Annotated in this window: 21 protein-coding genes and 1 tRNA gene; 2 read left to right on the top strand and 20 right to left on the bottom strand. The window is 69.7% G+C overall.

Annotated elements, in window-relative coordinates; translation table 11 throughout:
- Nucleotides 1–129: 129 nt before the first annotated feature.
- The 20 genes from P696_RS0123730 to P696_RS0123630 form a co-directional block, all read right to left on the bottom strand.
- Entirely contained in the window at nucleotides 130–1251 is a 1122-nt protein-coding gene (locus P696_RS0123730) for a hypothetical protein (RefSeq protein ID WP_026414294.1), read from the bottom strand.
- Entirely contained in the window at nucleotides 1248–1778 is a 531-nt protein-coding gene (locus P696_RS0123725; RefSeq protein ID WP_051468052.1) for a hypothetical protein, read from the bottom strand. Before P696_RS0123725 ends, P696_RS0123730 begins: the two co-directional genes overlap by 4 nt.
- A gap of 58 nt (nucleotides 1779–1836) precedes the next feature.
- Nucleotides 1837–3279 (bottom strand): MCE family protein, encoded by a 1443-nt coding sequence (locus P696_RS0123720; protein WP_051468051.1) that lies wholly within the window; start codon nucleotides 3277–3279, stop codon nucleotides 1837–1839.
- Nucleotides 3276–4631 carry an MCE family protein gene (locus P696_RS0123715; RefSeq protein WP_026414291.1) on the bottom strand — a complete coding sequence of 452 codons (1356 nt, stop codon included), beginning with the start codon at nucleotides 4629–4631 and terminating at the stop codon, nucleotides 3276–3278. Before P696_RS0123715 ends, P696_RS0123720 begins: the two co-directional genes overlap by 4 nt.
- The gene (locus P696_RS0123710; RefSeq protein WP_026414290.1) at nucleotides 4628–5884 is read right to left on the bottom strand and encodes an MCE family protein; all 1257 of its coding nucleotides are present in this window, start codon (nucleotides 5882–5884) and stop codon (nucleotides 4628–4630) included. The genes P696_RS0123715 and P696_RS0123710 overlap by 4 nt, the downstream gene beginning before the upstream one ends.
- 24 nt (nucleotides 5885–5908) lie before the next feature.
- Entirely contained in the window at nucleotides 5909–6973 is a 1065-nt protein-coding gene (locus P696_RS0123705) for an MCE family protein (RefSeq protein ID WP_026414289.1), read from the bottom strand.
- Nucleotides 6974–8011 (bottom strand): MCE family protein, encoded by a 1038-nt coding sequence (locus P696_RS47595; protein ID WP_034486354.1) that lies wholly within the window; start codon nucleotides 8009–8011, stop codon nucleotides 6974–6976.
- Nucleotides 8008–9366, bottom strand: a complete 1359-nt coding sequence (locus P696_RS0123695) for an MCE family protein (protein WP_051468049.1) — start codon at nucleotides 9364–9366, stop codon at nucleotides 8008–8010. Before P696_RS0123695 ends, P696_RS47595 begins: the two co-directional genes overlap by 4 nt.
- A gap of 7 nt (nucleotides 9367–9373) precedes the next feature.
- Nucleotides 9374–10222 carry an MlaE family ABC transporter permease gene (locus P696_RS0123690; protein ID WP_026414287.1) on the bottom strand — a complete coding sequence of 283 codons (849 nt, stop codon included), beginning with the start codon at nucleotides 10220–10222 and terminating at the stop codon, nucleotides 9374–9376.
- A gap of 2 nt (nucleotides 10223–10224) precedes the next feature.
- Nucleotides 10225–11121, bottom strand: coding sequence for an MlaE family ABC transporter permease (locus tag P696_RS0123685; RefSeq protein WP_245627780.1), 897 nt, complete (start codon nucleotides 11119–11121; stop codon nucleotides 10225–10227).
- Complete coding sequence (locus P696_RS0123680) at nucleotides 11121–12200, bottom strand: ABC transporter ATP-binding protein (protein WP_026414285.1); 1080 nt, start codon at nucleotides 12198–12200, stop codon at nucleotides 11121–11123. The genes P696_RS0123685 and P696_RS0123680 overlap by 1 nt, the downstream gene beginning before the upstream one ends.
- A 601-nt stretch (nucleotides 12201–12801) precedes the next feature.
- Nucleotides 12802–13188 carry a 50S ribosomal protein L7/L12 gene (gene rplL, locus P696_RS0123675; RefSeq protein WP_026414284.1) on the bottom strand — a complete coding sequence of 129 codons (387 nt, stop codon included), beginning with the start codon at nucleotides 13186–13188 and terminating at the stop codon, nucleotides 12802–12804.
- Nucleotides 13189–13259: 71 nt separating this feature from the next.
- Nucleotides 13260–13862, bottom strand: coding sequence for a 50S ribosomal protein L10 (rplJ, locus tag P696_RS0123670; RefSeq protein WP_026414283.1), 603 nt, complete (start codon nucleotides 13860–13862; stop codon nucleotides 13260–13262).
- 306 nt (nucleotides 13863–14168) lie between these two features.
- Nucleotides 14169–15056, bottom strand: coding sequence for an SCO4651 family lipoprotein (locus P696_RS0123665; protein ID WP_026414282.1), 888 nt, complete (start codon nucleotides 15054–15056; stop codon nucleotides 14169–14171).
- Nucleotides 15057–15353: 297 nt separating this feature from the next.
- The gene (locus tag P696_RS47590) at nucleotides 15354–16214 is read right to left on the bottom strand and encodes an SCO4651 family lipoprotein (RefSeq protein WP_034486350.1); all 861 of its coding nucleotides are present in this window, start codon (nucleotides 16212–16214) and stop codon (nucleotides 15354–15356) included.
- A gap of 257 nt (nucleotides 16215–16471) precedes the next feature.
- A complete protein-coding gene (rplA, locus tag P696_RS0123655; protein ID WP_026414281.1) occupies nucleotides 16472–17194 on the bottom strand; it encodes a 50S ribosomal protein L1 in 723 nt (240 codons plus the stop codon).
- Between the two features lie 162 nt (nucleotides 17195–17356).
- Nucleotides 17357–17785, bottom strand: a complete 429-nt coding sequence (gene rplK, locus P696_RS0123650; RefSeq protein ID WP_026414280.1) for a 50S ribosomal protein L11 — start codon at nucleotides 17783–17785, stop codon at nucleotides 17357–17359.
- A gap of 471 nt (nucleotides 17786–18256) precedes the next feature.
- Nucleotides 18257–19114: a transcription termination/antitermination protein NusG gene (gene nusG, locus P696_RS0123640; RefSeq protein ID WP_026414279.1), complete on the bottom strand. Its 858-nt coding sequence runs from the start codon at nucleotides 19112–19114 to the stop codon at nucleotides 18257–18259.
- Nucleotides 19115–19287: 173 nt separating this feature from the next.
- The gene (secE, locus tag P696_RS0123635) at nucleotides 19288–19536 is read right to left on the bottom strand and encodes a preprotein translocase subunit SecE (protein WP_026414278.1); all 249 of its coding nucleotides are present in this window, start codon (nucleotides 19534–19536) and stop codon (nucleotides 19288–19290) included.
- A 102-nt stretch (nucleotides 19537–19638) separates the two neighbouring features.
- Nucleotides 19639–19711: transfer RNA gene (locus tag P696_RS0123630), tRNA-Trp, on the bottom strand.
- A 242-nt stretch (nucleotides 19712–19953) separates the two neighbouring features.
- Here P696_RS0123630 and P696_RS0123625 point away from each other — a divergent pair.
- Nucleotides 19954–21165 (top strand): pyridoxal phosphate-dependent aminotransferase, encoded by a 1212-nt coding sequence (locus tag P696_RS0123625; protein ID WP_026414277.1) that lies wholly within the window; start codon nucleotides 19954–19956, stop codon nucleotides 21163–21165.
- A gap of 306 nt (nucleotides 21166–21471) precedes the next feature.
- Nucleotides 21472–22542: an adenosine deaminase gene (locus P696_RS0123620; RefSeq protein WP_051468048.1), complete on the top strand. Its 1071-nt coding sequence runs from the start codon at nucleotides 21472–21474 to the stop codon at nucleotides 22540–22542.
- The last annotated feature ends 538 nt before the right edge of the window (nucleotides 22543–23080 follow it).

The raw sequence follows: 23080 nt of genomic DNA, 5'->3' as shown, positions 1-23080 counted from the left end.
TCCGGCGCCCCGGGCCCCTTGGGAGGCCAACCCGGGGGGCGGCCGAGGCCGGTCCGGAGGTCGGCTGGCGCCGGGTCCGGCTGTCGATCCGGGCGTCGGTCCCTGGGACGGGGTGCCGGGGCGGGCGGCTCAGAGCATCTGGAGGTCCGAGACCAGCCACTGGCCCTTGGTCCTCTTCATGACCATGCGCAGCGTGTACTGGTTCGGGGTGCGGGACGCGGTGGCCTGCTTGGCGGTCGTCTGGTCCAGGTAGACCAGGGCGATCGCCCTGTCGCCGTCCACGCTCTCCACGGCGGTCTTCACTGCCTGCCCCTGGACCACCGCCTGCTGCTGCTGGGCGCTGCTCTTGACCTGCGCGATCTGCTGGTCGAACTGGGTCTTGAAGTTGCCGGTGGTGTGGCCCGCGGCGCGCTTCAGGTCCGAGTCGATCGTCCGGTAGTCGTAGGACGAGATGTCCTCGGCCGCCTGGGTCGCGGCGAACTGGACCTGCTTGGTCTGCTTGTCGCCGCCGCCGGGGACCTTGGACGCCCCGTACAGGAAGCCGCAGAGGGCGGCCACGAGTGCGATGTTCACCGCGATCAGGGCCCAGACCGTCCCGCTGACCGAGGCGAGGAAGCCCCCCGTCCGGCGGGACTTCTCGGCCTTCGTCCTCTCGACCTTCGCCTTCTTGGGCTCGGCCTGGGGGACGTCGTCGGTCTCGTCGTCCACGGCGATGATCTCGGCTCGGGAGGCGCGCTTCCGCTTCCTCTTGCCGTCCGGCATCTCACCGTCCGCCTTCTCGGCGTCCGCGTTGTCGGTGCCGGACTCCTCGTCCGACGCCGGGGCGTCCTCGTTCTCGTCCTTGGGCGCTTCGGCCTTCTCGGCGTCCGCGTTCTCGGCGGGCTCGCCCTTGGCGGGTGAGGGCGTGTCGGCGATCGTCTTGGACGCGTCGGACGTCTCGCCGTCCTCGTCCGGAGTGTCGTCGATCTCCGTGTCGTCGGCTTCGCCGGTCTCCAGGGCGGTTTCCGCGACGGTTTCCGCGTCCTCATCCGCACCGTCGGCGTCCTTGGCCGGCTTGGTGTCCGTGCGGGCCTCAGCGGGCTTCTCCGGCGTTTCCGGGGCGTCCCCGGCATTTGCGGCCTGCTCCGCCTCCCGTTCGGCCTCCTCGGCCTCTCGGGCGGCCTCCTCGGCCATCCGGCGGGCGATCTCGGCCTTGAGCTTGGCCTCCTGCGCCCGGCGGGCCCTCTCCTCGGCGTTGATGTCGGTCGTCACGGGACCATCCCCATCTTCGACACGAGCCACTTGCCCTTGACCTTGGTCATGTCCATCGCGAACCGGTAGTACCGCGGCTGGCCGTTCGGCACCTTCGGGCTGGTCGTCGTCGCGGAGATCGAGACCAGCACCTCGGCCGAGTCCCCGTCCAGGGACACGACGCCCGCGCGGACCTGCTGGACCGACGAGGTGGACTGGGACTTGGTCGCGATGTCGGCGATCTGCTTGGCCTGCGTGGCCCACTGGGCCTTGATGTCGCCGGTCATCCCGCTGGTGACCCGCTGGACGCCCTGCTGGACGGTCCGGTAGTCGATGCTCGCGAGGTTCACCCCCGTCTGCCGCGCCGACTGCAGGACGTCCTTGCGGTCGCCCGAGTCGCCGTCCGCCGACCAGTACCGGACGCCCGCGAACGCCGTCGCCACAGCGAGGGCGGCGGCGAGCACACCCAGGACGATCGCGGCGATCGGAACGCCGCCACCGCCCCTCGACGCCGCGGCGTCGACCGCGTCGGTCGCGCCGTACTTCATCGCGTCGTCTCCTTCATCGCGTTGTGAGGGGTTCGCTCCGGGGCCCGGGCCGTGACGGTCACTTCCCGCCCATGAGGGGGCCGAGCAGGAGCATCTTCCAGGAGGCGTCCCCGAGGAGGCGCTGCTGTCCTCCGGTGTTCCCGAGGCCGTAGCGGCGGCCGTCCGGTCCGTAGACCACACCGGTCGAAGGATCGTACCCGGCCAGTTCCACGGTGCCGTTGGCGACCGGGACGTTGATGCCGGTCAGCTGCCCCATCGGGCCCGGCGCCGCGTCGGAGCCCGCCGCGGTGGACTTCCCGTCCTTGCCCTTCTTCCCGGACGCGTCGCCCGCCGGGAAGCCCGCGCCGGACGTCGCGCCCGGCGGGACCTTCGGCGTCGGCTCGAGGGCGTCCTTCGGGAAGTTCCGCGCGCCGCGCACGTCGGTGGGGGCGTTGTGCGCCGCCTTGCACCCGGTGTTCAGGTCGGGCATGCGGTCCCGGGTGTCCTGGGGCCAGCGGTGCGGGGTCTTCTCGTAGCCCGTGGTGCAGGGCGGCGGCGAGTCGATGTTGAGGGCGAGGCCGAGGTGCTGGGTGCCGTCGCCCGGCATGACGGTGAACACGCCCGCCAGCGTGACCGGGTAGAGGATCATCAGGGACCGCAGCCCGGCCTTCCGGGAGGCGATGATCTGCCCGGTGGTGGTCAGGTTGGCCAGCACCACCGGCAGGGTGGGGGCCAGGTCCTTGATGGTGCCGTCCGCCTGGGTGATCGCGCCGGGGGCGGCGGCGATGTCGTCCCGGATCGCGCCGTCGTTGTCCCGGAGCGCGGCGCTCAGGCTGTTGAGGTTCCGGGCGAAGCCGCGGATGTTGGCGCCCTCGGCGGCCTGCGTGTCGAGGACGACCCGGCTGTTGTCGAGCAGGGCCTTGGTGTCCGGGTAGGCCTTGTTCGCCGTCTTCAGGATCCGGTCGGTGTCGTCGAGGATCTTCTGGAGGTCGGTGGAGGTCCCGGAGAACGCCTTGTCCAGTTCGTCCACGATCGTGCCGAGGTTCTTCGGGTCGACCGAGCCGACGAGCTGGTCGACGTTGCGGAGCAGCTCCTCGGTCGACACCGGCAGCTTGGTCAGCTGGCGCGGGATCGTGTACGGGCTGCCCTGGTCGAGGTAGGGGCCGCCCTCGCGGCTCGGCTCCAGGTCGATGTACTGCTCGCCGACGGCCGACCGGTTCGCGACGACGGCGGACGTGCCCTCGCGCGGGATCCGGTGGCCCTTGTCGAGCAGCAGCTTGACCTTGATGCCGTCCTGGGTGAGCTGGATCGGCCCGACGCGTCCGACCGGGACGCCTCGGTAGGTGACCTCGGCGTTGGTGAACACGCCGCCGGAGTCGCTCAGGTCGACGTAGGCGAAATACTGGCGGCCGAGCGCCTTCTTCCCGATCCCGATGTAGTTCACCGACACGATCGTGATGCCGATGACCGTGATCAGGGCGAAGGCGATGAGCTGGATCTTGACGCCGCGTTTGAGGATCACGACAGCCCCCCGGTCATCAGCGTGTGCAGGTCGCTCGGTCCCTGGAGCGCCTTGGGCTTCGGCTTTCCGGTCTGCCCGGTCTTGCCACCGTTCTGGCCGGTCCTGCCGGGGTTCCCGCCGTTCTGGCCCGTCTGCCCGCCGAGGCCGGGCAGGCCGCCGGTGGACGGCAGCTGCGGCAGGATGCCGAGCGGCGTCCGCGGCAGCGTCACGTTCGGGACCTTCAGCATCGACCGCATCTGCTGGCCGCCCGCCAGGCCCTCCAGGTCGGTGCCGCCCAGCAGGTTGTGGGCGATGGACTGGAAGTCCAGGTCGAGCGTCAGGCGGATGTTGCCGTAGTCGCCCCGGATGACGTTGCCGAACGTCGGCGGGAACGGGTAGCTCAGCAGCATCTCCAGGTTGCGCGGCAGGTTGCTTCCCGCCTTGTTGAGATTGCGCAGCAGCGGGTCGAGCGTCTTCAGGTTGGCGAGCAGGTCGTCCCGCGACCGGTTCACCACGCTGGTGGTCGTCCGGCTGAGCTTGTCCAGCGCGACCAGCATCTCGGTGAGGTCGGCCCGGTTGTCCTTCAGGACGGTGATCGCCGGGCCGGTGGTGTCGATCGTGGTCCTGATCGTCTTGCGCTCGGCGGCCAGCTTGGTGGTCAGCCGGTCGAGCGAGTCCAGGGCCTTGGTGATCGCCGAACGGTTCCGGTCGAGGGTCCCGACGAAGGTGTCGATCCGTCCCAGCACCGACCGGATGGTGGCCTCGCGGCCGCTCATCGCGGCGTTCAGCTCCCGGGTGATCGTGGTGACCTGCTCCAGTCCGCCGCCGTTGAGCAGCAGCGACATGGCCGACAGGACCTCCTCGATCTCGGTGGACCGGGTGGTGCGCGACAGCGGGATCACCGCGCCCGCGCTCAGCTGCCCGCGGGCCGGCTCGCCGACCGGCGGCGGGTCCAGCTCGACGAATTTCTCGCCGAGCAGGGACGTCTGGCCGATCCGGGCGTAGGCGTTCTCGGGCAGCCTCACGTCCGAGCGGATCTTGAGGGTGACGACGGCGTGCCAGCCCTGCTGCCCGCCGCCGAGCTTGATGTCGTCGACCTTGCCGACCGACACGTCGTTGACCTTGACCACCGACTGCGGGACGAGGTCGAGCACGTTGCCGAACTCGGCCTTGATCGTCCGCGGGTGGGGGCCGAGGTCGGGACCGCCGGGCAGCGGGATCGAGTCGACGCCGCGGAACGAGCAGCCCGACAGGGCCGTCGCGCCGGCGAGGGCCACCACGCCCACGCGGACGGGCGTCCGGGCGAGGGACGCCGATCCGGCGGCGCGGAGCGTCCCGCGGCCGAGGGGGAACCGGAACGACCGGCGGGTCATCGGGTACCTCCCGGCAGCAGGGCGGTGAAGTCGCGCTTGGTCGTGGACGGCTTGGCGGTCTTGCCGTTCTTGCTCGTCCTGCCCTTGGTCGCCGGGCGCTCCTCACCGGGGCCGTAGGCGTCCGGCGGGATCGGGACCGGGTCGTAGTGCGTGGTCAGCGCGGTGATCCAGGACAGGTCGAGGCTGAGGCCGGTGAGGGCCTTGCCGATGCCGTTGTAGGGCCGGACGAAGTCCAGGCACTGCTTGGGCGGCGTGCCGACCGAGTAGGCCAGCGAGCACACCCAGTCGGCCAGGTCGTGGAACTGGCGCAGGTCGGCCCGGTTGTGGATGGTGCCGCTGATCGGGTCGTACGCGCGCGCCAGGTTGTTGATGGCCAGCGACGCGGTCGTCAGCAGCTCGGCCAGGGAGTCCTTGTCCTTGACCAGGGTGCCGGTGACCTGGGCGAGCTGCCGGACGTTGGTCGACAGCCCGTCCCGGTTCTCCTTCAGGAACTGCTGGACGTTCCGCAGCGTCGGCCCGAGCGTGCGCAGCGCGGCGGTGAGTTCGTCCTTCTCCCCCGCGAGCTGCCCGGACACCGAGTTCAGGTGCCCGGTCAGGGACCGCACCTGGTCGTCGTTCTGGCGCAGCGTGTCGGTGATCACCCTGAGGTTGGCGATCGTCTTGGCCACGTCCTCGCGGTCCTGGCTGAGCGTGCTCAGCGCCTTGGACGAGTCGTGAATGGTCGCGTTGACGTCGTCGCCGGTGCCCCGGAGGGTGTCGGCGCCGACCTGGAGCAGCCGGGACAGCGCGCCGTCCTTGTTCGCCCCCTGCGGCCCGAGCGCCTTGCTGAGGTCGCTCAGGCTGGAGCCGACCTCGTCCACCTCGACCGGCACCTGGGTGCGGGCGGTGGTGAGGGTCGTCCGGTCCGGCAGCGTGGCGCCGCCCTTGTAGACGGGGGTGAGCTGGACGTACCGGTCGGCGACGAGGGTCTGGTTGACGATGACCGCGAAGGCGTCGTTCGGCACCTTGTACTTGGCGTCGTAGGTCATCTCGACCTTCACCGCCGGGCCGACGGGCTGGACCTTGGTCACCTTGCCGACCGGGATGCCGAGGATCCGCACGTCCGCGCCCTTGTACAGGCCGACGCTGCGGGTGAAGTACGCCGTCACGTGCTTCTGCTTCGGCTCGCGCAGCAGCAGCACGACCGCGGCCGCCACGACGGCGAGGGCGAGCACCGCCCCGCCGATGCGGAGGATCAGTCCTGAGTTACGCACGGTGGTGTACCTGCCTGATCGCGATCACGGGAGGAACGGCAGCGGGTTGTTCTTGCCGCCGCCCGACTGGCCGTTGCCCTGCTGTCCGGTCCCCTGCCGTCCGGTGTTGCCGGTGCCGGACGGTGGGTTCTGGATGGAGGCCGGGATCGGGAGCAGGTTCTGGATGTAGCTGTCGAACCAGCGCCCGGTGCCCGTGACGTCGGTGAACTGCCGCGCGTACGGGGTGAACAACTTGATGATCTTGTCCAGGTTGTCCTGGTTCCGGACGAGTAGCGCCGTGACGTTCCTCAAGTTGTCCAGCATCGGCCTGAGCTGCGCCCGGTTCTCCCGGATCAGGGCGTTGACCTGCTCCGAGAGCGCCACGGTGTTCACCAGCAGCTGGTGGATCACCGCCCGCCGCGCCTGCACCGCCGCCAGCACCTTGTCGCCGTCCTGGACGAGCTTGGCGAAGTCCTGGTTGCGGTCGGCGAGGATCTGGGAGACGTTCTTGGCCTTGCCCGCCAGCTCGTGCAGCTGGTCGTCGCGCGAGGCGACGGTCTTGGACAGCCGCTGGAGTCCCTGGAGCGACGCGCGCACCTCGGGCCCGGAGTTCTTGAACGTGTCGGCCAGGACGTTGAACGACTTGGCGACCTGCGCGTGGTCGATCTGGCTGATCTGCTGGCTGAGCTGGCTGATCGCCGGGACGACCTCGAACGGCGTCGCCGTCCGCTCGACCGGGATGTTCTTCCCGAGCCGGCCCGACCCGCGCGGGTCCAGGGCCAGGAAGTGCGAGCCGAGCAGCGTCTTGATCTTGATCTCGGCGCGCGTCTGGTCGCCCAGCCGGACCCCGTCGTTCACCCGGAAGGTGACCTTGACGTGGTCGCCCTGCAGCGACAGCGACTCGACCTTGCCGACCTTGACGCCCGCGATCCGCACCTCCTCGCCCGACTTGAGGCCGGCGGCCTCGGCGAACGAGGCGGTGTGGGTCTTGCCGCCCACGACGAACGGGATGCTGTCCAGGTTCATCGCGACGACCAGCGCGGTGATGATCACGGCGAACGCGGTGAGCCCGATGGGGACCGGATTGCGCTCCCGGAAGGGGATCCTCATCTACTTGCACCTCGCGTTCTCGTTCACGATCGCCGGGGTCTGGTAGACCGGACCGCCCGGCAGCCGCACCCGCGCGTCGAGGCCGCAGATGTACATGTTGAACCACGAGCCGTAGGACGAGATGTTCACCAGCCGCTGCAGCCGCAGCGGGCTGCGCTGGAACAGCGTGTTCAGCGCGTCCTGGTTCTGGTCGAACGTGGACGCGAGCTGACGCAGCCCGGCGATGTCGTTCCTCAGGTCCGGCCGCGCGTCCTTCAGCAGGTCGGCGGTGGTGCCGGTGAGGCCGTTGATGGCGTCCACCGACTGGAAGATCGCCTCCCGGTCGTTCGACAGGCCGCTGACCAGCGAGCGCAGGTCGCCGACGACCTGCTCCACCTGCCGGTGCCGGTCGTCGATCGTCCCGAGGACGCCGTTCAGGTTGGTGATCACGTCACCGATGACGCGGTCCCGGTCGGCGATCGTGTTGGTCAGCGACGCGACATGGGTGAGCAGGCTGTTCACCGTGCCGCCCTCACCCTGGAGGGTCTGCACGATCTCGAACGACAGCTTGTTGACCTCCTGCGGCTCCAGCGCCTTGAACAGCGGCCGGAACCCGTTGAACAGGACGGTCAGGTCGAGGGCCGGGTGGGTCTGCGCCACCGGGATCGTCCCGCCCGGACGCAGCGTCTGCCCGACCGTGCCCGGCCCCTCGGTCAGCGACAGGTACCGCTGCCCCATGAGGTTCCGGTACCGGACGTTGACCTGCGTGGACGACGGCAGTCCGGCGGCGAACACGCCGCCCTTCTCGACCGAGAAGGTGACCTCGGCCTGGTTGGCCCTGGTCAGCCTGATCTTCTCGACCTGGCCGACCCGGACGCCCGCGACCCGGACGTCGTCCTTGTCGAGCAGGCCGGTGACGTCGGTGAACAGCGCCTTGTAGCTGCGCTTGTCGGCGAACCGCAGGTTGCTGATCGTCATCGCCAGCACGCCGGTGGCCAGCGAGGTGAGCACCACGAAGATCACCAGCTTGATGCCGGCGGAGAGCGTCCTGCCTCTCATCGGACGTTCACCACCGATCCCTGCATGAGCGGGCCCCACCACAGCTGAACGGCGTCGGTGACCTGGTCCGCGGGGGTGCGGGTGGCCGGGCCGACGATGCTCTTGATCTTGTCCTTCTCACTCATGGCGCCCGGGTCCACGAAGACGTCCGACACGGCCCGGCCGCGCCCGCCGGCGTTCGCCGGATCGGGGTTCTTCCACCACAGGTCGTCCTCTGTGCCGTCCCGCGCGAGGTAGTCCGGGAACGGGACCTTCGGGTTCGGCAGGTTGTAGCAGCGGGGGCCGCGCCGGTCCTTGGCCTCGGGGAGGTCCAGCGGGTACTTGTACGCCGGGCGCGGCTTCACGATCTCGATCGTGAGGTTGAAGGTCGTGCCGCCGTTGCCGCCGGCGACCCGCTCCATCTCGGGCTTGATCTTCTCGAAGGTGTTGAACACGCACGGCAGCGACGGCGAGTAGTACGACAGCAGCTCGAGGCCGGGACGGTTCGCCACGTTGAAGCCGATGATCTTCGGGCCGTTGTCCCGCATGAACCGGTCGCCGTCGCGGGCGAACCCGGTGACCATCGGGATCAGGTCCTCGATCTGCCGCTTCTTGTCGGTGATCGTCTTGCTGGTGACGTTGATGTTGCGCAGCGCCTGCATGAGGTCGGGCGTGGCGTCCGCGTAGATCTCCGACGTCGCCGACAGCGCGTTCAGGTCGTGCACGAGGGTGCCGAGCTGCGGGTTCACCTTCGCCAGCAGCGAGTCGGCCTGCTCCAGGTCGCGGCCGATCTGGTCGCCGCGGCCCTGGAGCGCCGTCGCCAGCGCGTTCAGCGTCGTGTTCAGCTTCTCCGGACGGACGGCCTGGAGCAGTGGAAGCAGCTTGTCGAGCACCTGGTCGATCTCGACCGCGGCCTGCGACCGGTCCTGCTGGATGACCTGGCCGTGCTTCAGCCCGAGCGGGCCCGCCTGCGCCGGGATCTCCAGGTCGACGTACTTCTCGCCGAACAGCGTCTTCGGCAGCAGCCGCGCCTGAACGTTGGCCGGGACGAGCTTGGCCTTGTCGGGGTCGAGCGCCAGGTCGAGGGTCGCGCCGTTCTCGGTGGCGCGGGTGCCGCGCACCTCGCCGACGATCAGGCCGCGAACCTTCACGTCCGAGTGCGGCAGCAGCTGCAGCCCGGCGCGCGCGCCCTCGACCTTCACCTTCAGGACGGGGGTGAACGCCTTCTCGTAGAAGCCGATGGTGAGCGCGACCAGCATGACGATCACGACGATCATCGAGAGGCCGAGCAGCCGGTACTGCGTGCGCTGGCTCAGTCCGGTGCGGCGCGGCGGCCCGACGGCGGGGGCGGGGGCGGGGGGTGGGGGGGTGGTCATCGCCCTGTCACCCCGCGATCCGGACGTTCATGCTGGAACCCCAGATGGCCATGCCGAGCATCAGGTCGGCCACGTTGATCACGACGATGCTGGTGCGGACCGCGCGGCCGACCGCGACGCCGACGCCCGCGGGACCGCCGCTGGCGTTGTAGCCGTAGTAGCAGTGGATCAGCATCACCAGGACCGAGAAGATGATGACCTTGCCGAACGACCACAAGATGTCGTTCGGTGGTAGGAACAGATGGAAGTAGTGGTCGTAGGTGCCGGTCGACTGCCCGTAGAACAGCGTGACCACGATCCGGGTCGCGCCGTAGGACGCCAGCAGGCCCACCACGTACAGCGGGATCACCGCGACCATCCCCGCGATCATGCGGGTGGTCACCAGGAACGGCATCGACGGGACGGCCATGACCTCCAGCGCGTCGATCTCGTCCGAGATCCGCATCGCGCCGAGCTGCGCGGTGAACCCGCAGCCGACCGTCGCCGACAACGCCAGCGCCGACACCAGCGGCGCGATCTCACGGGTGTTGAAGTAGGACGCGACGAAACCGGTGAAGGCCGAGACGCCGATCGTGTTCAGCGAGTTGAAGCCCTGCAGGCCGACCTGCGAACCGGTGAAGAACGTCATGAACCCGACGATCACCACCGAGCCGCCGATCACCGCGAGCCCGCCGGTGCCGAGCGACACCTCGGCGAGCAGCCGCAGCACCTCGGTGCGGTAGCGGCGCAGCACCCGGAACGTCCAGGCGAACGCCCGGACATAGAACGACATCTGGTGACCGAAGTCGTCCAGCCGCGACAGCGGCGCGTTGACGGCGGTCCTGACGGCCCTTCCCGTCCTTCCTTGGGCGGCCATGCTCACATGCCCTTCGACGGGACGAACTGGAAGTACAGCGTGGAGATGATGAAGTTCTCCACGAAGAGCAGCATGAAGGTGATGACGACGGTCTGGTTGACCGCGTCGCCCACGCCCTTCGGGCCGCCCTTGGCGTTCAGGCCCTTGTATGCCGCGACGAGCCCGGCGGTGATGCCGAACACGAACGCCTTGAACTCGGCCTGCAGCAGGTCGGGCAGCTGCGCGATGGCGTTGAACGACGCCAGGTACGCGCCCGGCGTGCCGTTCTGCAGCATCACGTTGAACACGTAGCCGCCGATGAGGCCGACGACCGACACCAGGCCGTTGAGGAACAGCGCGATGAACGCGCAGGCGAACATGCGCGGGACGACCAGGCGGTGCAGGGGGTTGATGCCCAGCACCTCCATCGCGTCGATCTCCTCACGGATCTTCCGCGAGCCGATGTCGGCGCACATCGCCGACCCGGCCGCGCCCGCGACCAGCAGCGAGGTCACCAGCGGGCTGGCCTCGCGGACGATCGCGACCACCGCGGTCGCGCCCGTGTAGGACTGCGCGCCCAGCTGCCGGATCAGCCCGCCGACCTGCAGCGACAGGATGCCGCCGAACGGGATCGCGACCAGCATCGTCGGGATGACGGTCACGCTGACGATGAACCAGGACTGCTCGATGAACTCGCGCCACTGGAACGGCCACTTGAAGATCGCCCGGAACGTGTCGAGACACAGGGCGAAGAAGCGGCCGGGTTCCTTGACGGCGACGTTCACCGCGCCGTCGGAGACCTTGCGGAGCGCGGCGGCGCCGCCTCCTCCTCCCCCGGCGCGGCGCGCGCGCCGGGAGGTCGAACGACCCGAGGGGGACGATCCCCCGATGCCCCCCGGGGTGATGCTCTCGTTCGTCATCAGTACGCGGCACCGCCCGGTCCGGGCGCGGGCGGCGGGAAGCCGGGGCCGCCGGGCGGAGTGACGCCCGCCCCGCCCGCGGCCTGCCCGGCCTGCATCGACGCGACGTACCGCGGCCACTCGTCCACCCAGTTGCGGCCGAGCTCGTCGATGAACGAGCCGGGCGGCGGGGTGACGCCGTGCGCCGCGCACCACGCCCCGGGCGCGTGCTGGCCGCGCCGGACCAGGCCGTTGCTCGGCATCTGCTGCGGCGGGATCGGCGGCAGCTTGCCGGAGTCGAGGCCCATCTTGGCCTCGGCCTCCAGCTCGGAGGCGTCCTTCTCCTCCGACATGCCGATCGGGCCGACCTTGCTGGCGTTGAGGAACTGCCGGACGACCGGCTCCTCGCTGGACAGCAGCATCTCGCGCGGCCCGAACATCGCCAGGTGCCGCTGGTACAGCAGGCCGATGTTGTCCGGGACGGTGCGCGCGGTGTTGATGTCGTGGGTGACGATCAGGAAGGTGCAGTCGAGCTGCGCGCTCAGGTCGATGAACACCTGGTTCAGGAACGCGGTGCGGACCGGGTCGAGGCCGGAGTCGGGCTCGTCCACCAGGAGGATCTCGGGGTCGAGCACCAGCGCGCGGGCGAGCCCGGCGCGCTTCTTCATGCCGCCGGAGATCTCGCCGGGCAGCTTGCCCTCGGCGCCCATCAGGCCGACCAGGTCCATCTTCTCAAGGACGATCCGCCTGACCTCGGCCTCGGTCTTGCGGGTGTGCTCGCGCAGCGGGAAGGCGATGTTGTCGAACAGGTTCATCGACCCGAACAGGGCGCCGTCCTGGAACAGCACGCCGAACAGCTTGCGGGTCTCGTAGAGCTGGTGCTCGGGGAGGTAGGGCAGGTCGCGGTCGCCGATGTAGATGTGGCCGCGGTCGGGTTTCAACAGCCCCACCAGCGACTTCAGGAAGACCGACTTGCCCGTGCCGGAGGGGCCCAGCAGGACGGAGATCTCTCCTGCGGGGATGCTCAGCGACACGTCCTGCCAGATGACCTGGCGGCCGAAGGACTTGGTCAGCCCCTCGACTCTGATTTCGACGCCCACTCGTCACCTTTCGTCCAGGCCGGGGGAATCCGGAACCAATGAGCGAGTAGCACTCAGGCGGGGTGCGGTCCCGTGCCGCCGCGCCGCGGACGGGATCGCCGTGCAGTTGTCGTTGTCCGTTTGCCGCCGGCTCACCGGGGTCGCCGCCCTGACATCCGCCGTGACATCAGGTGCCGGACCGGTTACTACCGTCCGGTAGCTGTGGCGGGTGCCACTACCGTAGCGGTCCGCGCCCGAAATGGAAGGGGCACGAGCCCGCAACTGCAACGAAAGGCGACGTCGTAAGACAATCGTTACTTACATCGCGGGTGACACTACTGCTCCAAGAACCAGCACTTCAAGGCGGGTATCAGAGGAATCTTCGGGAAACTTTCGTCCCCCCTGACCCTCGAGACGCTACGCGGCGTGCGAGAGCCCGCACAACCGGTGCGCTCACCTGTGGACAACTTCGTCCCCCCTGGCCACTCACATCGTGCGCACACGAGCCAAGCCCCCTGTCCGGGCTGTCCCCGGGCCGAAAAGCGGCGAGGCGGCCGTCCCACCGATGTGGGACGACCGCCTCGCGCGGCAAGACGCTCTGAGATGAGAGTCTTGAAGGGTCTTACTTGACCGAGACCGTGGCGCCGGCCTTCTCGAGGGCCTCCTTGGCCTTCTCGGCGGTCTCCTTGTTGACCTTCTCCAGCAGCGGCTTCGGCGCGCCGTCGACCAGGTCCTTGGCCTCCTTGAGGCCGAGCGAGGTCAGGCCGCGCACCTCCTTGATGACCTGGATCTTCTTGTCGCCGGCAGCCTCGAGGATGACGTCGAACTCGTCCTGCTCCTCGGCCTCGGCGGCACCGCCGGTGGCGGCCGGGGCGGCGACGGCGACGGCGGCCGGGGCGGCGGCCTTGACGTCGAAGGTCTCCTCGAACAGCTTCACGAAGCCGGAGAGCTCGAGCAGGGTCATTTCCTTGAAAGCGTCGAGCAGCTCTTCGGTGCTGAGCTTCGCCATGATGTTTCCTCCGCTATGGCTTGGTACGGGTGTGGTCAGTGATGACCGCGGGTCTCAGTCCGGACGGACCGTTACTCGGCGGACGCCTCGTCGGCAGCAGCCTCGGCCGGAGCCTCGGCGGCGGCGTCGGCGGCCGGAACCTCGGCCGTCTCGCCGGCCTGCTCGCGCTTGGCGCGCAGCGCCTCCGCGAGCTGTGCCGTCTTGGTCGGCAGCGCGTTGAACAGGGCCGCGGCGTTGGCCATGGACGCCTGCATCGCGCCAGCGAGCTTGGCGAGGAGAACCTCGCGGGACTCCAGGTCCGCGAGCTGGGCGATCTCGGAGGCGTCCATCGACTTGCCGTCGACGAAGCCACCCTTGATCACCAGCAGCGGGTTCGCCTTGGCGAAGTCACGCAGGCCCTTGGCGGCCTGGACCACGTCGCCCTGGACGAACGCGATGGCGGACGGGCCCTCAAGAAGCTTCTTGAAGTCCTCGTCCACACCGGCGTCGCCAGCGGCGATCTTGGTCAGCGTGTTCTTCACCACGGAGAACTTCGCGTTCTCTCCGAGGTTGGTGCGCAGCTCCTTGAGCTGGGCGACCGTGAGCCCGCGGTACTCGGTCAGCACGGCGCCGTTCGAGCTCTCGAAGTCGTTCTTGAGCTCGGCGATCGCCGTGGCCTTCTCGGCCTTAGCCATGTGGCCTCCTTCCGATTACCTTGGGTGGGAAGCCGCCGGGGCGAAGAAAGCAGAAACGCCCCGGCGTAGGCGCACGGGGCGTCGGGCACGACCACGGGAAAGTCATGCGGGAAGCTCTCGTTTCACCTACGCGGGCCGCTCGTCCTCCGACGGATCGGAGGCCGAGTCCTTCGGCCGTTCGCTGTGCGGACACAGGAACGGCGACCGGCGGTCTTCGGCAGAGCACACGATACGTGCCGAAGACCGCCGGTGCCAAATCGCGCGGGTGACCGCCCCGGCGGCCCGGAAGGCCGCGGGGCCGGCGGGTCAGGCCCCGGGGGTGCCGCCGAGGCCGGGCAGCTTCGGCATCCTGCCGACCTGGGAGGCGGGCGGCGCGGTGACCGTGACGGGGGCGTTCCAGTCGGAGTAGGTGACCGTGGTGTTCATCTTCGTGGACGCGCCCTCCGGCGACCTGACCACGACCTTCGCCGGAAGCTGCTTCCCGTCCACCCACAGTTCGAACGCGAGCGACTGGACGCCGAGCTTCTGGAAGCTCTTCATCTGCTGCTGCCGCGTCGCGGCGGGCAGCTTCGCGGACATCTCCTGGACCGAGACCGTGCCCTGGTAGTGCGTGGTCTGGACGCCGTTCACCGTCTCCTTGCCGACCTCCCGGACGTCCTTGGAGGCGGTGAACATCCTGGTCTGGTCGGCCGGGTCGGCCTGCTTCTGCTGCTCGATCAGCTGGTCGAAGCTCTGCCCGGCCGCGGCGCCCATATCGGAGGAGGACAGCTTCAGCCACGGCTTGCCGTGCGACAGCTGCGCGAACGCCGCCGACTTCATGTACATGGTCCGGCCGACCATGATCATCTCCATGCCGCCCTGGCCGGCCATGCTCCTGCCGCCCATGCTCATCGAGTCGATGGTCATCCGGAACGCCGGCTCGGGGCGCATCTTCGACGCCATCCGCATGTGCATGGTGACCGGCTTGCCCACGCTGGGCACCGTGACCTCGGTCTGGACCTCGGCCTTGACGGTCTCCACCTTCGCGGTCTTCTCGGACGACTTGCGCACCATGTCCGCCGCGGCGAGCACCACGCCCTTGCCACCGCCGGACGCGCCCGTGCCCTTGTCGCCTCCGGAGTCACCGAGGCACCCGGTCAGAGAGAGGACCAGTCCCGCCGAGACGGCGGATCCGGCGACGACACGACGCTTCATGACCAAGCTCCCTTTCGATGATCCCCACCAGCCGCGGGGATCGCGCACTATACGGGAGATCACCGACAGCGGCGTCATCGGCCCGACGTGCGCACACCCGCCCAGGCCCGGGCCGGAACGCTCACACACCCGGCCGGGCCCACGCCCCGGACGCACCCGACCCACCGATCACGGAGGAGCTATCTGGCACGCTCGACACAGTGCCTTCGAGAGCCTGCTGCGGACATGAACAAGCGGCCGCGCGCAAGTGATCATGCGTGCGGCCGCCTCCGATCACGCGGACCGGCTCGGTACGGGTCAGTTGTGCTTGCCGAACAGGCCCTGCAGCGAGAAGTCGCCCACCTGGTCCGACGGCGGCGGGCTGACCTTGAAGGACTTGCCGTAGTCGCGGTACAGGACGGTCACCGTGCCACCGTCACCGCCCGGCGTGGAGCCCTTGGTGACCATCTTGCGCGGCAGGTTGGACGAGTCGACCCACAGGTCGAAGTTCATCTTCTGGTTGGAGTTCGCGGCCCGGGACAGCCACTTCTGGGCGTCCGCGCGCTGCTCGGCGGTCAGCTGCTGCAGCGCCTCCTTCACCGTCACGGTGCCCTGGTAGTGCGTGGTCTGCACGCCGTCCACGGACTCGCCGCCGACCTTGCGCACGTCCTTGGACGCGGTGAACATCTTGGTCTGCTCGGCCGGGTCGACCTGCTGGATCTGGTCGATGACGCCGCGCAGGTCCATCCCGGACTGCTGCTGGGCCTGGGCCACGCCGATCTTCACCCACGGCTTGCCGCCGACGAACTGGCTGAACTGCTGCGGCACCTTGGCGTACAGGGTCTCCCCGGTGAAGATCGCCTGCCCGCTCAGCCCGGACAGGCCCTGCCCGCCCTTGGAGACGTTGTCGAGGGTGGCGTTGAACTGGAGCGTCGGGCGGAGCCGGAACTGCCCGGTCGCGTGCACCGAGCCGCCCTTGGCGGAGTCGGTGACGGTGAGGTCGGCCTTGAACGTGTCGGCCTTCCCCGTCTTCTCGGACGCCTTGATCACGGCGTCGGCCGCGGTGAGCTTGATGTCACCGGTGGTTCCGCCCTTGGTTCCCGTCCCGCCACACCCCGACAGGAGAAGGACGGCACCGACGGAGGTCGCGCCGGCGGCCACGGCGATTCGGCGCTTCATGAAAGGTGCCTCCTAGGTCTCACTGCTTGATGACCTTCAGTCTGCGCGGGCGCACGGCGCTCCGCATCCCCCGGTGGTACGAACACCTGACCCTCCGGTACGACCATGGGCGTACCCCGGGAGGACATGAGGCGTCACTTCCGTCCCACAAAGCGAAAAGGACGCCCCCGGTGTCCGGGGACGTCCAATTCGGCACGCTGGGCGCGCCGGGCGGTCCGTCAGGCGGTTCCGCCCGGCGTCTCCGCCGTGCGGTTCCGTCAGGCGGCGGAACCCTCGAGCTCGGCGGTGAGGTTGCGGACCACGTTCGGGTCGACCTGGATGGCCGGGCCCATCGAGGTGGTCAGCGCGGCCTTCTTCACGTACCGGCCCTTGGCGGCGGACGGCTTGAGCCGCATGATCTCCTCGATCGCGGCGGCGTAGTTCTCCACCAGCTGGGTCTCGGAGAAGGAGGCCTTGCCGATGATGAAGTGCAGGTTCGCGTGCCGGTCGACACGGAACTCGATCTTGCCGCCCTTGATGTCGGTCACGGCCTTCGCCACGTCCATGGTGACGGTGCCGGTCTTCGGGTTCGGCATCAGGCCACGCGGGCCGAGCACGCGGCCCAGGCGGCCGACCTTGCCCATCTGGTCCGGGGTCGCGACGACCGCGTCGAAGTCCAGGAAGCCGCCCTGGATCCGCTCGATCAGGTCGTCCGAGCCGACGATGTCGGCGCCGGCCTCGCGGGCCTCGTCCGCCTTGGCGCCACCGGCGAAGACCAGCACGCGGGCGGTCTTACCGGTGCCGTGCGGCAGGTTGACGGTGCCGCGGACCATCTGGTCGGCCTTGCGCGGGTCGACGCCCAGGCGCAGGGCGACCTCGACGGTCGCGTCGAACTTGGTGGCCGTGGTCTCCTTGGCCAGCTTCACAGCGGCGGCCGGGGAGTAGAGACGGTCCTTCTCGATCTTCTCCAGAGCGGCGCGGTACGCCTTGCTGCGCTTCATGTTCCCTCCTCAGGGGATCGTGGTGCGGGCCTCGCAGCGGCCCTTCCACTGTCTTCCGTGACGTCCGCGCGAGGCGGACGGTCGGCCGCCCACCGGGAAGGTGGACGGCCGGAACCCGCGGTCGGCGGGCGGTGGCGCCCGCGCGGGGCGGGCGCCGGGGCGTTACTCGACCTCGATGCCCATGGAGCGGGCGGTGCCGGCGACGATCTTCTCGGCGGCGTCCAGGTCGTTGGCGTTCAGGTCGGGCATCTTGGTGGTCGCGATCTCGCGGATCTGGTCGCGGGTCACCTTGCCGACCTTGGTCTTGTGCGGCTCGCCCGAGCCCTTCTCGATGCCCGCGGCCTTCAGGATCAGCTGCGCGGCCGGCGGGGTCTTGGTGACGAAGGTGAACGAGCGGTCCTCGTAGATCGTGATCTCGACCGGGATCACGTTGCCGCGCTGGGCCTCCGTGGCAGCGTTGTACTGCTTGCAGAAGTCCATGATGTTGACGCCGTGCGGACCGAGCGCGGTACCGACGGGCGGCGCGGGGGTCGCGGCGCCGGCCTGCAGCTGGACCTTGACGATCGCGGCGATCTTCTTCTTGGGAGGCATGTGCCCTCCTCTGTCCCGTTTCGCGGTGGCTTCGACTCCCGTGGGCACGGGCAACACGACGGCCGGGACGAGCCCGCCGTGTAGAAGCCGGGAAAGGCGGCTCCGGCATCCCGCGGAACCGCGGGGCCGGCGCGGAGGTCGTGCGACCCGTCCGCGTCGTTCGGAGCCTTCCCCGCCGAGGCGGGGCCGACCAGCAAGTCTAGGCGATCCGGCGGAGCGGCTCGTCCAGCGGGACGCGAATCCACCGCCCGGCGCGCGACCACCACGTCCGAATCCGGACGAACGCCACGCCCGAGGCGACGCCCACCCCACGAGGACGAGCGGCCGACGCCCCTCAGATCAGCCCTGAGCGGTCGCCGGACGACGCGTCCGCGCAGGGAGAACACAACGCGTCCGCGCAGGGAGAACAGGGCGGAAAACGCGGAACGCCCCCGCGCCGGACGGCGGCGGGAGCGTTCGCGGCGAACCTCGTCAGATCTTGGAGACCTGGTTGAAGGAGAGCTCCACCGGGGTCTCGCGACCGAAGATCGAGACCAGCACCTTGAGCTTCTGCTGCTCGATGTTGATCTCGTTGACCGTGGCCGGGAGGGTGGCGAACGGGCCGTCCATGACGGTGACCGACTCGCCGACCGAGAAGTCCACGGTGCTGGCGATCTTGGCGGTCTCCTTGGCCTTGGTCTCCGGGGTCTCCTCCGGCTCCGGGGCCAGCAGCTTGGCGACCTCGTCCAGGCTCAGCGGGGACGGCTTGTTCGACAGGCCGACGAACCCGGTCACGCCCGGCGTGTTGCGGACCGCGGCCCACGACTCGTCGGTCAGCTCCATCCGGACCAGGATGTAGCCCGGCAGGACCTTCTCGTTGACCTTCTGCCGCTTGCCGCTCTTGATCTCGGTGACCTCGTGCTGAGGAACCTCGATCTGGAAGATGTAGTCCTCCATGTTGAGCGTCTGGGTGCGGGTCTCGATGTTGGTCTTGACCCGGTTCTCGTACCCCGCGTAGGAGTGCACGACGTACCAGTCGCCCGGCTGGAGCCGGAGCTGCATCTTGAAGTCGGCGTACGGGTCGGCCGGCGGCTCGACCGGAGCCTCGTCGGCGTCCTCGCCGTCCTCGTCGCCGCCCTGCTCGGCCTCGGCCTGCTCGGCGCCCGCCTCGGCGGCCTCGTTCCCGGCCTCCGTGACGTCGCCCTCCGCGGCGGCGTCCTCGGCCGCCGGGACGTCCGCGGCGCCGTCGGCGGGCGCGGCGGCCGCGTCTTCCGTCGGCTCGGCCGCGTCAGCCGCAGCGGACTGGGCCTCTTCGATGGCCTCGTCGTTGGGCTGTGAGGACTCGGACACGGTGCTGATCCTTCTTCTCTCGGTCTGGCTTGGCTGGAGTTTTCCGGCGGTGTACCGGACGCGGGGGGCTGGTCGACTCTGTTCTGCTGACGCGGACCGCGGAGGCGGTGCCGGAGGTCACGCCTCCGGCGGAGGGGGCACGCGGCGGGCGTGCGCCCCGCGGTCGGCGCGGATCAGCCGAAGAGCCAGAACACGCCCTTCTGCAGACCCCAGTCGATGCCCGCGACGAGCGCGACCATGACCAGAACGAAGACCAGGGAGACCGTGGTGTAGGTGATCAGCTCACGGCGCGTCGGCCAGATGACCTTGCGCAGCTCGGCGATCACTTGGCGTACGAAGAGCGGGGGCGTCGTCCGCTTCGGCGCGGAGTTCGACTTGCCCTCGTCCTTGGCCGCGGCCTCGCCGCGCGTCTCAGTCGCCATTGTGCCGCCGTTCACCTCATAGGTCGTGTTCAACCACGTCGTGGTTGTTCGCGCGGACCCCGGCAGCCCGTGGCCGCGCGGGGAAGCGCGCACCGCACCTCGCAGGGCAGGAGGGACTCGAACCCCCAACCGCCGGTTTTGGAGACCGGAGCTCTACCAATTGAGCCACTGCCCTTCAACGCCTCCCAGGGGAGACACCGTTCCTCGCGGATCGGTTCGTGCCGGTCCCAAGCTTACGGCTTGTGCGGACAGGGCCGTATCCCGGTGACGCGTCACTAGGCTGTGGAGTCTACGGCCCCGAACGCCCTCCCGTCGAACCGGAAACGGAAAACCGCCCCCGGCATGTCTCTCCGACCAGCCACAACGGCTGCGGATATCTCGCTGAAGTCATGGCCGGGCCTCGGTAACGTTACGGACATGAGCACTGAGCGTCCCCGCATCTCCAGGCGCATCGCCGCCATCTCCGAGTCCGCCACGCTGGCCGTCGACGCCAAGGCCAAGGCGCTGAAGGCGGCGGGCCGTCCGGTCATCGGGTTCGGCGCCGGCGAGCCCGACTTCCCGACGCCCGACTACATCGTCGAGGCGGCCGTGACCGCGTGCCGCGTCCCGCGGTTCCACAAGTACACCCCCGCCGGCGGCCTGCCGGAGCTGCGCGAGGCGATCGCCGAGAAGACGCTGCGCGACTCCGGCCTCCAGGTGGACGCCGCCCAGGTGCTCGTGACCAACGGCGGCAAGCAGGCCGTCTACGAGGCGTTCGCGACGCTGCTCGACCCGGGCGACGAGGTCATCGTCCCGACCCCCTACTGGACGACCTACCCCGAGTCGATCAAGCTCGCCGGCGGCGTCCCGGTGGACGTGGTGGCGGACGAGACCACCGGCTACCGGGTCAGCGTGGAGCAGCTCGAGGCCGCCCGCACCGAGCGGACCAAGGTGCTGCTGTTCGTCTCGCCGTCCAACCCGACCGGCGCGGTCTACTCGCGGGACGAGATCGAGGCGATCGGCCGCTGGGCGGCCGAGCACGGGCTCTGGGTCATCACCGACGAGATCTACGAGCACCTGGTGTACGGGGACGCCGAGTTCCACTCGATGCCGGTGGTCGTGCCCGAGCTCGCCGACCGGACGCTGGTGCTCAACGGCGTCGCCAAGACCTACGCGATGACCGGCTGGCGGGTGGGCTGGATGATCGGCCCGAAGGACGTGGTGAAGGCCGCCGCGAACCTGCAGTCGCACGCCACGTCCAACGTCGCGAACGTCTCGCAGGCCGCCGCGCTCGCCGCCGTGACCGGCGACCTGTCGGCCGTCGCGGAGATGCGCAGGGCGTTCGACCGCCGCCGCCAGACCATGGGCCGGATGCTCAACGAGATCCCCGGGGTCGTCTGCCCCGAGCCCGAGGGCGCGTTCTACGCCTACCCGTCGGTCAAGGAGCTGATCGGCAAGGAGATCCGCGGCAAGCGCCCGCAGTCCTCGGTCGAGCTGGCCGCCCTGATCCTGGAGGAGGCCGAGGTCGCGCTCGTCCCCGGTGAGGCTTTCGGCACACCCGGCTACTTCCGTCTCTCCTACGCCCTCGGCGACGACGACCTCGTCGAAGGCGTCTCCCGGGTCGCCAAGCTCCTCAACGAGGCCCACTGACCCGATTCACCGAGCCCCGGCCCCGCTTTTCGGGCCGGGGCTTTCCCCTTCCCCGAGCACGACCGTCCAAGGTGATTTTCCACACACCGCGACCGCGCTCGGGCACTTGGTTCCGCTTCTTCCGCCGACACTCCGAATCTCCGCTTGACCCTGTCCTGTGGGGATATCGGCACCCGTGGGCGTCGCCGCGCACCGACAAAAGGATCATGTGGCGGATGGCCGCAACGGGTCATGACGGGTAGTCCGGACTGATGGTCCTGGTGAGCCGCGGGTTCCACATCGGCTCGGATCCGGCAACATTGGCACATGGAGGCCCCTACCACGTCCGTCGCGTCCCCACTGCTCGAGACCCCGCGCCCGCGCCCGGTGGCGACGCTCCCCAAGGCCCACCTGCATCTGCACTTCACCGGCTCGATGCGTCACTCGACCCTGGTGGAGCTCGCCGCCAAGTACGGCGTGCACCTGCCGGACGCCCTCGTGGAGGACTGGCCGCCCCGGCTCCGCGCCACCGACGAGCGCGGCTGGTTCCGGTTCCAGCGCCTCTACGACATCGCCCGGTCCGTCCTGCAGTCCCCGGACGACCTGCGTCGACTGCTCCGCGAGACCGCCGAGGACGAGGCCGCCGAGGGATCGGGCTGGCTGGAGATCCAGGTCGACCCGAGCGGCTACGCGGCCCGCTTCGGCGGTCTCACCCCCACCGTCGAACTGGTCCTGTCGGCCGCCCGCGAGGCGGAGAAGGCCACGGGCGTCGGCATCGGCGTGATCATCGCCGCGAACCGCACCCGACACCCCCTGGACGCCAAGACCCTCGCCCGTCTGGCGGCCCGCTACGTCGGTCAGGGCGTCGTCGGCTTCGGCCTCTCCAACGACGAACGCCGAGGCCGCGCCTACGACTTCGACGGCGCCTTCCGCATCGCCAAGCGCGCGGGCCTCCTGTCCGTCCCGCACGGCGGCGAGCTCCTCGGCCCGACCAGCATCCGCGAATGCCTGGACACCCTCGAAGCCGACCGCATCGGCCACGGCGTCCGCGCCGTCGAGGACCCCCGCCTCCTCGCCCGCATCGCCGACCGCGGCGTCGCCCTCGAGGTCTGCCCCGCCTCCAACGTGAGCCTCGGCGTCGCGTCCACCCCGTCCGACGTCCCCCTCCGCACCCTCTACGAGGCGGGCGCCCACCTCGCCCTCGGCGCCGACGACCCCCTCCTCTTCGGCTCCCGCCTGGCCCGCCAGTACGAGCTCGCCCGCGAAGTCCACGCCTTCACCGACCCCGAACTCGCCGACCTGGCCCGCCACTCCATCCAGGCCTCCGCCGCCCCCACCCCCCTCCGCACCCGCCTCCTGAACCAAATCGACACCTGGCTGGCCACCACCCCCGAATAACCCCCCAACCCACCAGCGCCTCCTTCCCCCAACACAACGCCCGTCCAACCGACCAACACCCCCACCCGCCCCCTCCCCAGAAGGCGCCCCCGCTCCCGGCACCGTCCCTCCTGCCGCAAGCGGTCCAGAATGACCCGCCAGTCCCAGGGTTCAAACCCGCCACCACAAGCCACCCCGTGCGCATCGCCTGCCCTCACGCATAGACACACCCGCGCAGTACCTGAGCGAAATCACCCACCACGCACGCCGAGCCCACCACCAAGCCCAGATCCCCCGAAGGCCGAGCCGCACGAGGAGGCCCAAACCGCCGAGGGTCCGAGGCCCGCAGGGCCGCAGGGGCCGCAGGGGCCGCACCGATGTTGAGCCGCACGCGGTCGAACCACGCGGAGGGGACCACGCGGAGGGGACCACGCGGAGGGGACCACGCGGAGGGGACCACAGGGGAACCACGTGGAGGGTGAACCACGTGGAGGGTGAACCACGTGGAGGGTGAACCACGTGGAGGGTGAACCACGTGGAGGGTGAACCACGTGGAGGG

The organism is Actinomadura oligospora ATCC 43269, assembly GCF_000518265.1.
GTDB lineage: Bacteria > Actinomycetota > Actinomycetes > Streptosporangiales > Streptosporangiaceae > Spirillospora > Spirillospora oligospora.
Note: the sequence above shows the minus strand (reverse complement) of the source record. Positions and strands in the feature narration are given on the sequence as shown.

Bases quoted from the DNA above. Each gene is read 5' to 3' on its own strand.
- P696_RS0123725 (WP_051468052.1), bottom strand. From the start codon at position 1,778: ATGAAGTACGGCGCGACCGACGCGGTCGACGCCGCGGCGTCGAGGGGC.
- P696_RS0123715 (WP_026414291.1), bottom strand. From the start codon at position 4,631: ATGACCCGCCGGTCGTTCCGGTTCCCCCTCGGCCGCGGGACGCTCCGC.
- P696_RS0123705 (WP_026414289.1), bottom strand. From the start codon at position 6,973: ATGAGGATCCCCTTCCGGGAGCGCAATCCGGTCCCCATCGGGCTCACC.
- P696_RS47595 (WP_034486354.1), bottom strand. From the start codon at position 8,011: ATGAGAGGCAGGACGCTCTCCGCCGGCATCAAGCTGGTGATCTTCGTG.
- P696_RS0123695 (WP_051468049.1), bottom strand. From the start codon at position 9,366: ATGACCACCCCCCCACCCCCCGCCCCCGCCCCCGCCGTCGGGCCGCCG.
- P696_RS0123690 (WP_026414287.1), bottom strand. From the start codon at position 10,222: ATGGCCGCCCAAGGAAGGACGGGAAGGGCCGTCAGGACCGCCGTCAAC.
- P696_RS0123685 (WP_245627780.1), bottom strand. From the start codon at position 11,121: ATGACGAACGAGAGCATCACCCCGGGGGGCATCGGGGGATCGTCCCCC.
- rplL (WP_026414284.1), bottom strand. From the start codon at position 13,188: ATGGCGAAGCTCAGCACCGAAGAGCTGCTCGACGCTTTCAAGGAAATG.
- rplJ (WP_026414283.1), bottom strand. From the start codon at position 13,862: ATGGCTAAGGCCGAGAAGGCCACGGCGATCGCCGAGCTCAAGAACGAC.
- P696_RS0123665 (WP_026414282.1), bottom strand. From the start codon at position 15,056: ATGAAGCGTCGTGTCGTCGCCGGATCCGCCGTCTCGGCGGGACTGGTC.
- P696_RS47590 (WP_034486350.1), bottom strand. From the start codon at position 16,214: ATGAAGCGCCGAATCGCCGTGGCCGCCGGCGCGACCTCCGTCGGTGCC.
- rplA (WP_026414281.1), bottom strand. From the start codon at position 17,194: ATGAAGCGCAGCAAGGCGTACCGCGCCGCTCTGGAGAAGATCGAGAAG.
- rplK (WP_026414280.1), bottom strand. From the start codon at position 17,785: ATGCCTCCCAAGAAGAAGATCGCCGCGATCGTCAAGGTCCAGCTGCAG.
- secE (WP_026414278.1), bottom strand. From the start codon at position 19,536: ATGGCGACTGAGACGCGCGGCGAGGCCGCGGCCAAGGACGAGGGCAAG.
- P696_RS0123625 (WP_026414277.1), top strand. From the start codon at position 19,954: ATGAGCACTGAGCGTCCCCGCATCTCCAGGCGCATCGCCGCCATCTCC.
- P696_RS0123620 (WP_051468048.1), top strand. From the start codon at position 21,472: ATGGAGGCCCCTACCACGTCCGTCGCGTCCCCACTGCTCGAGACCCCG.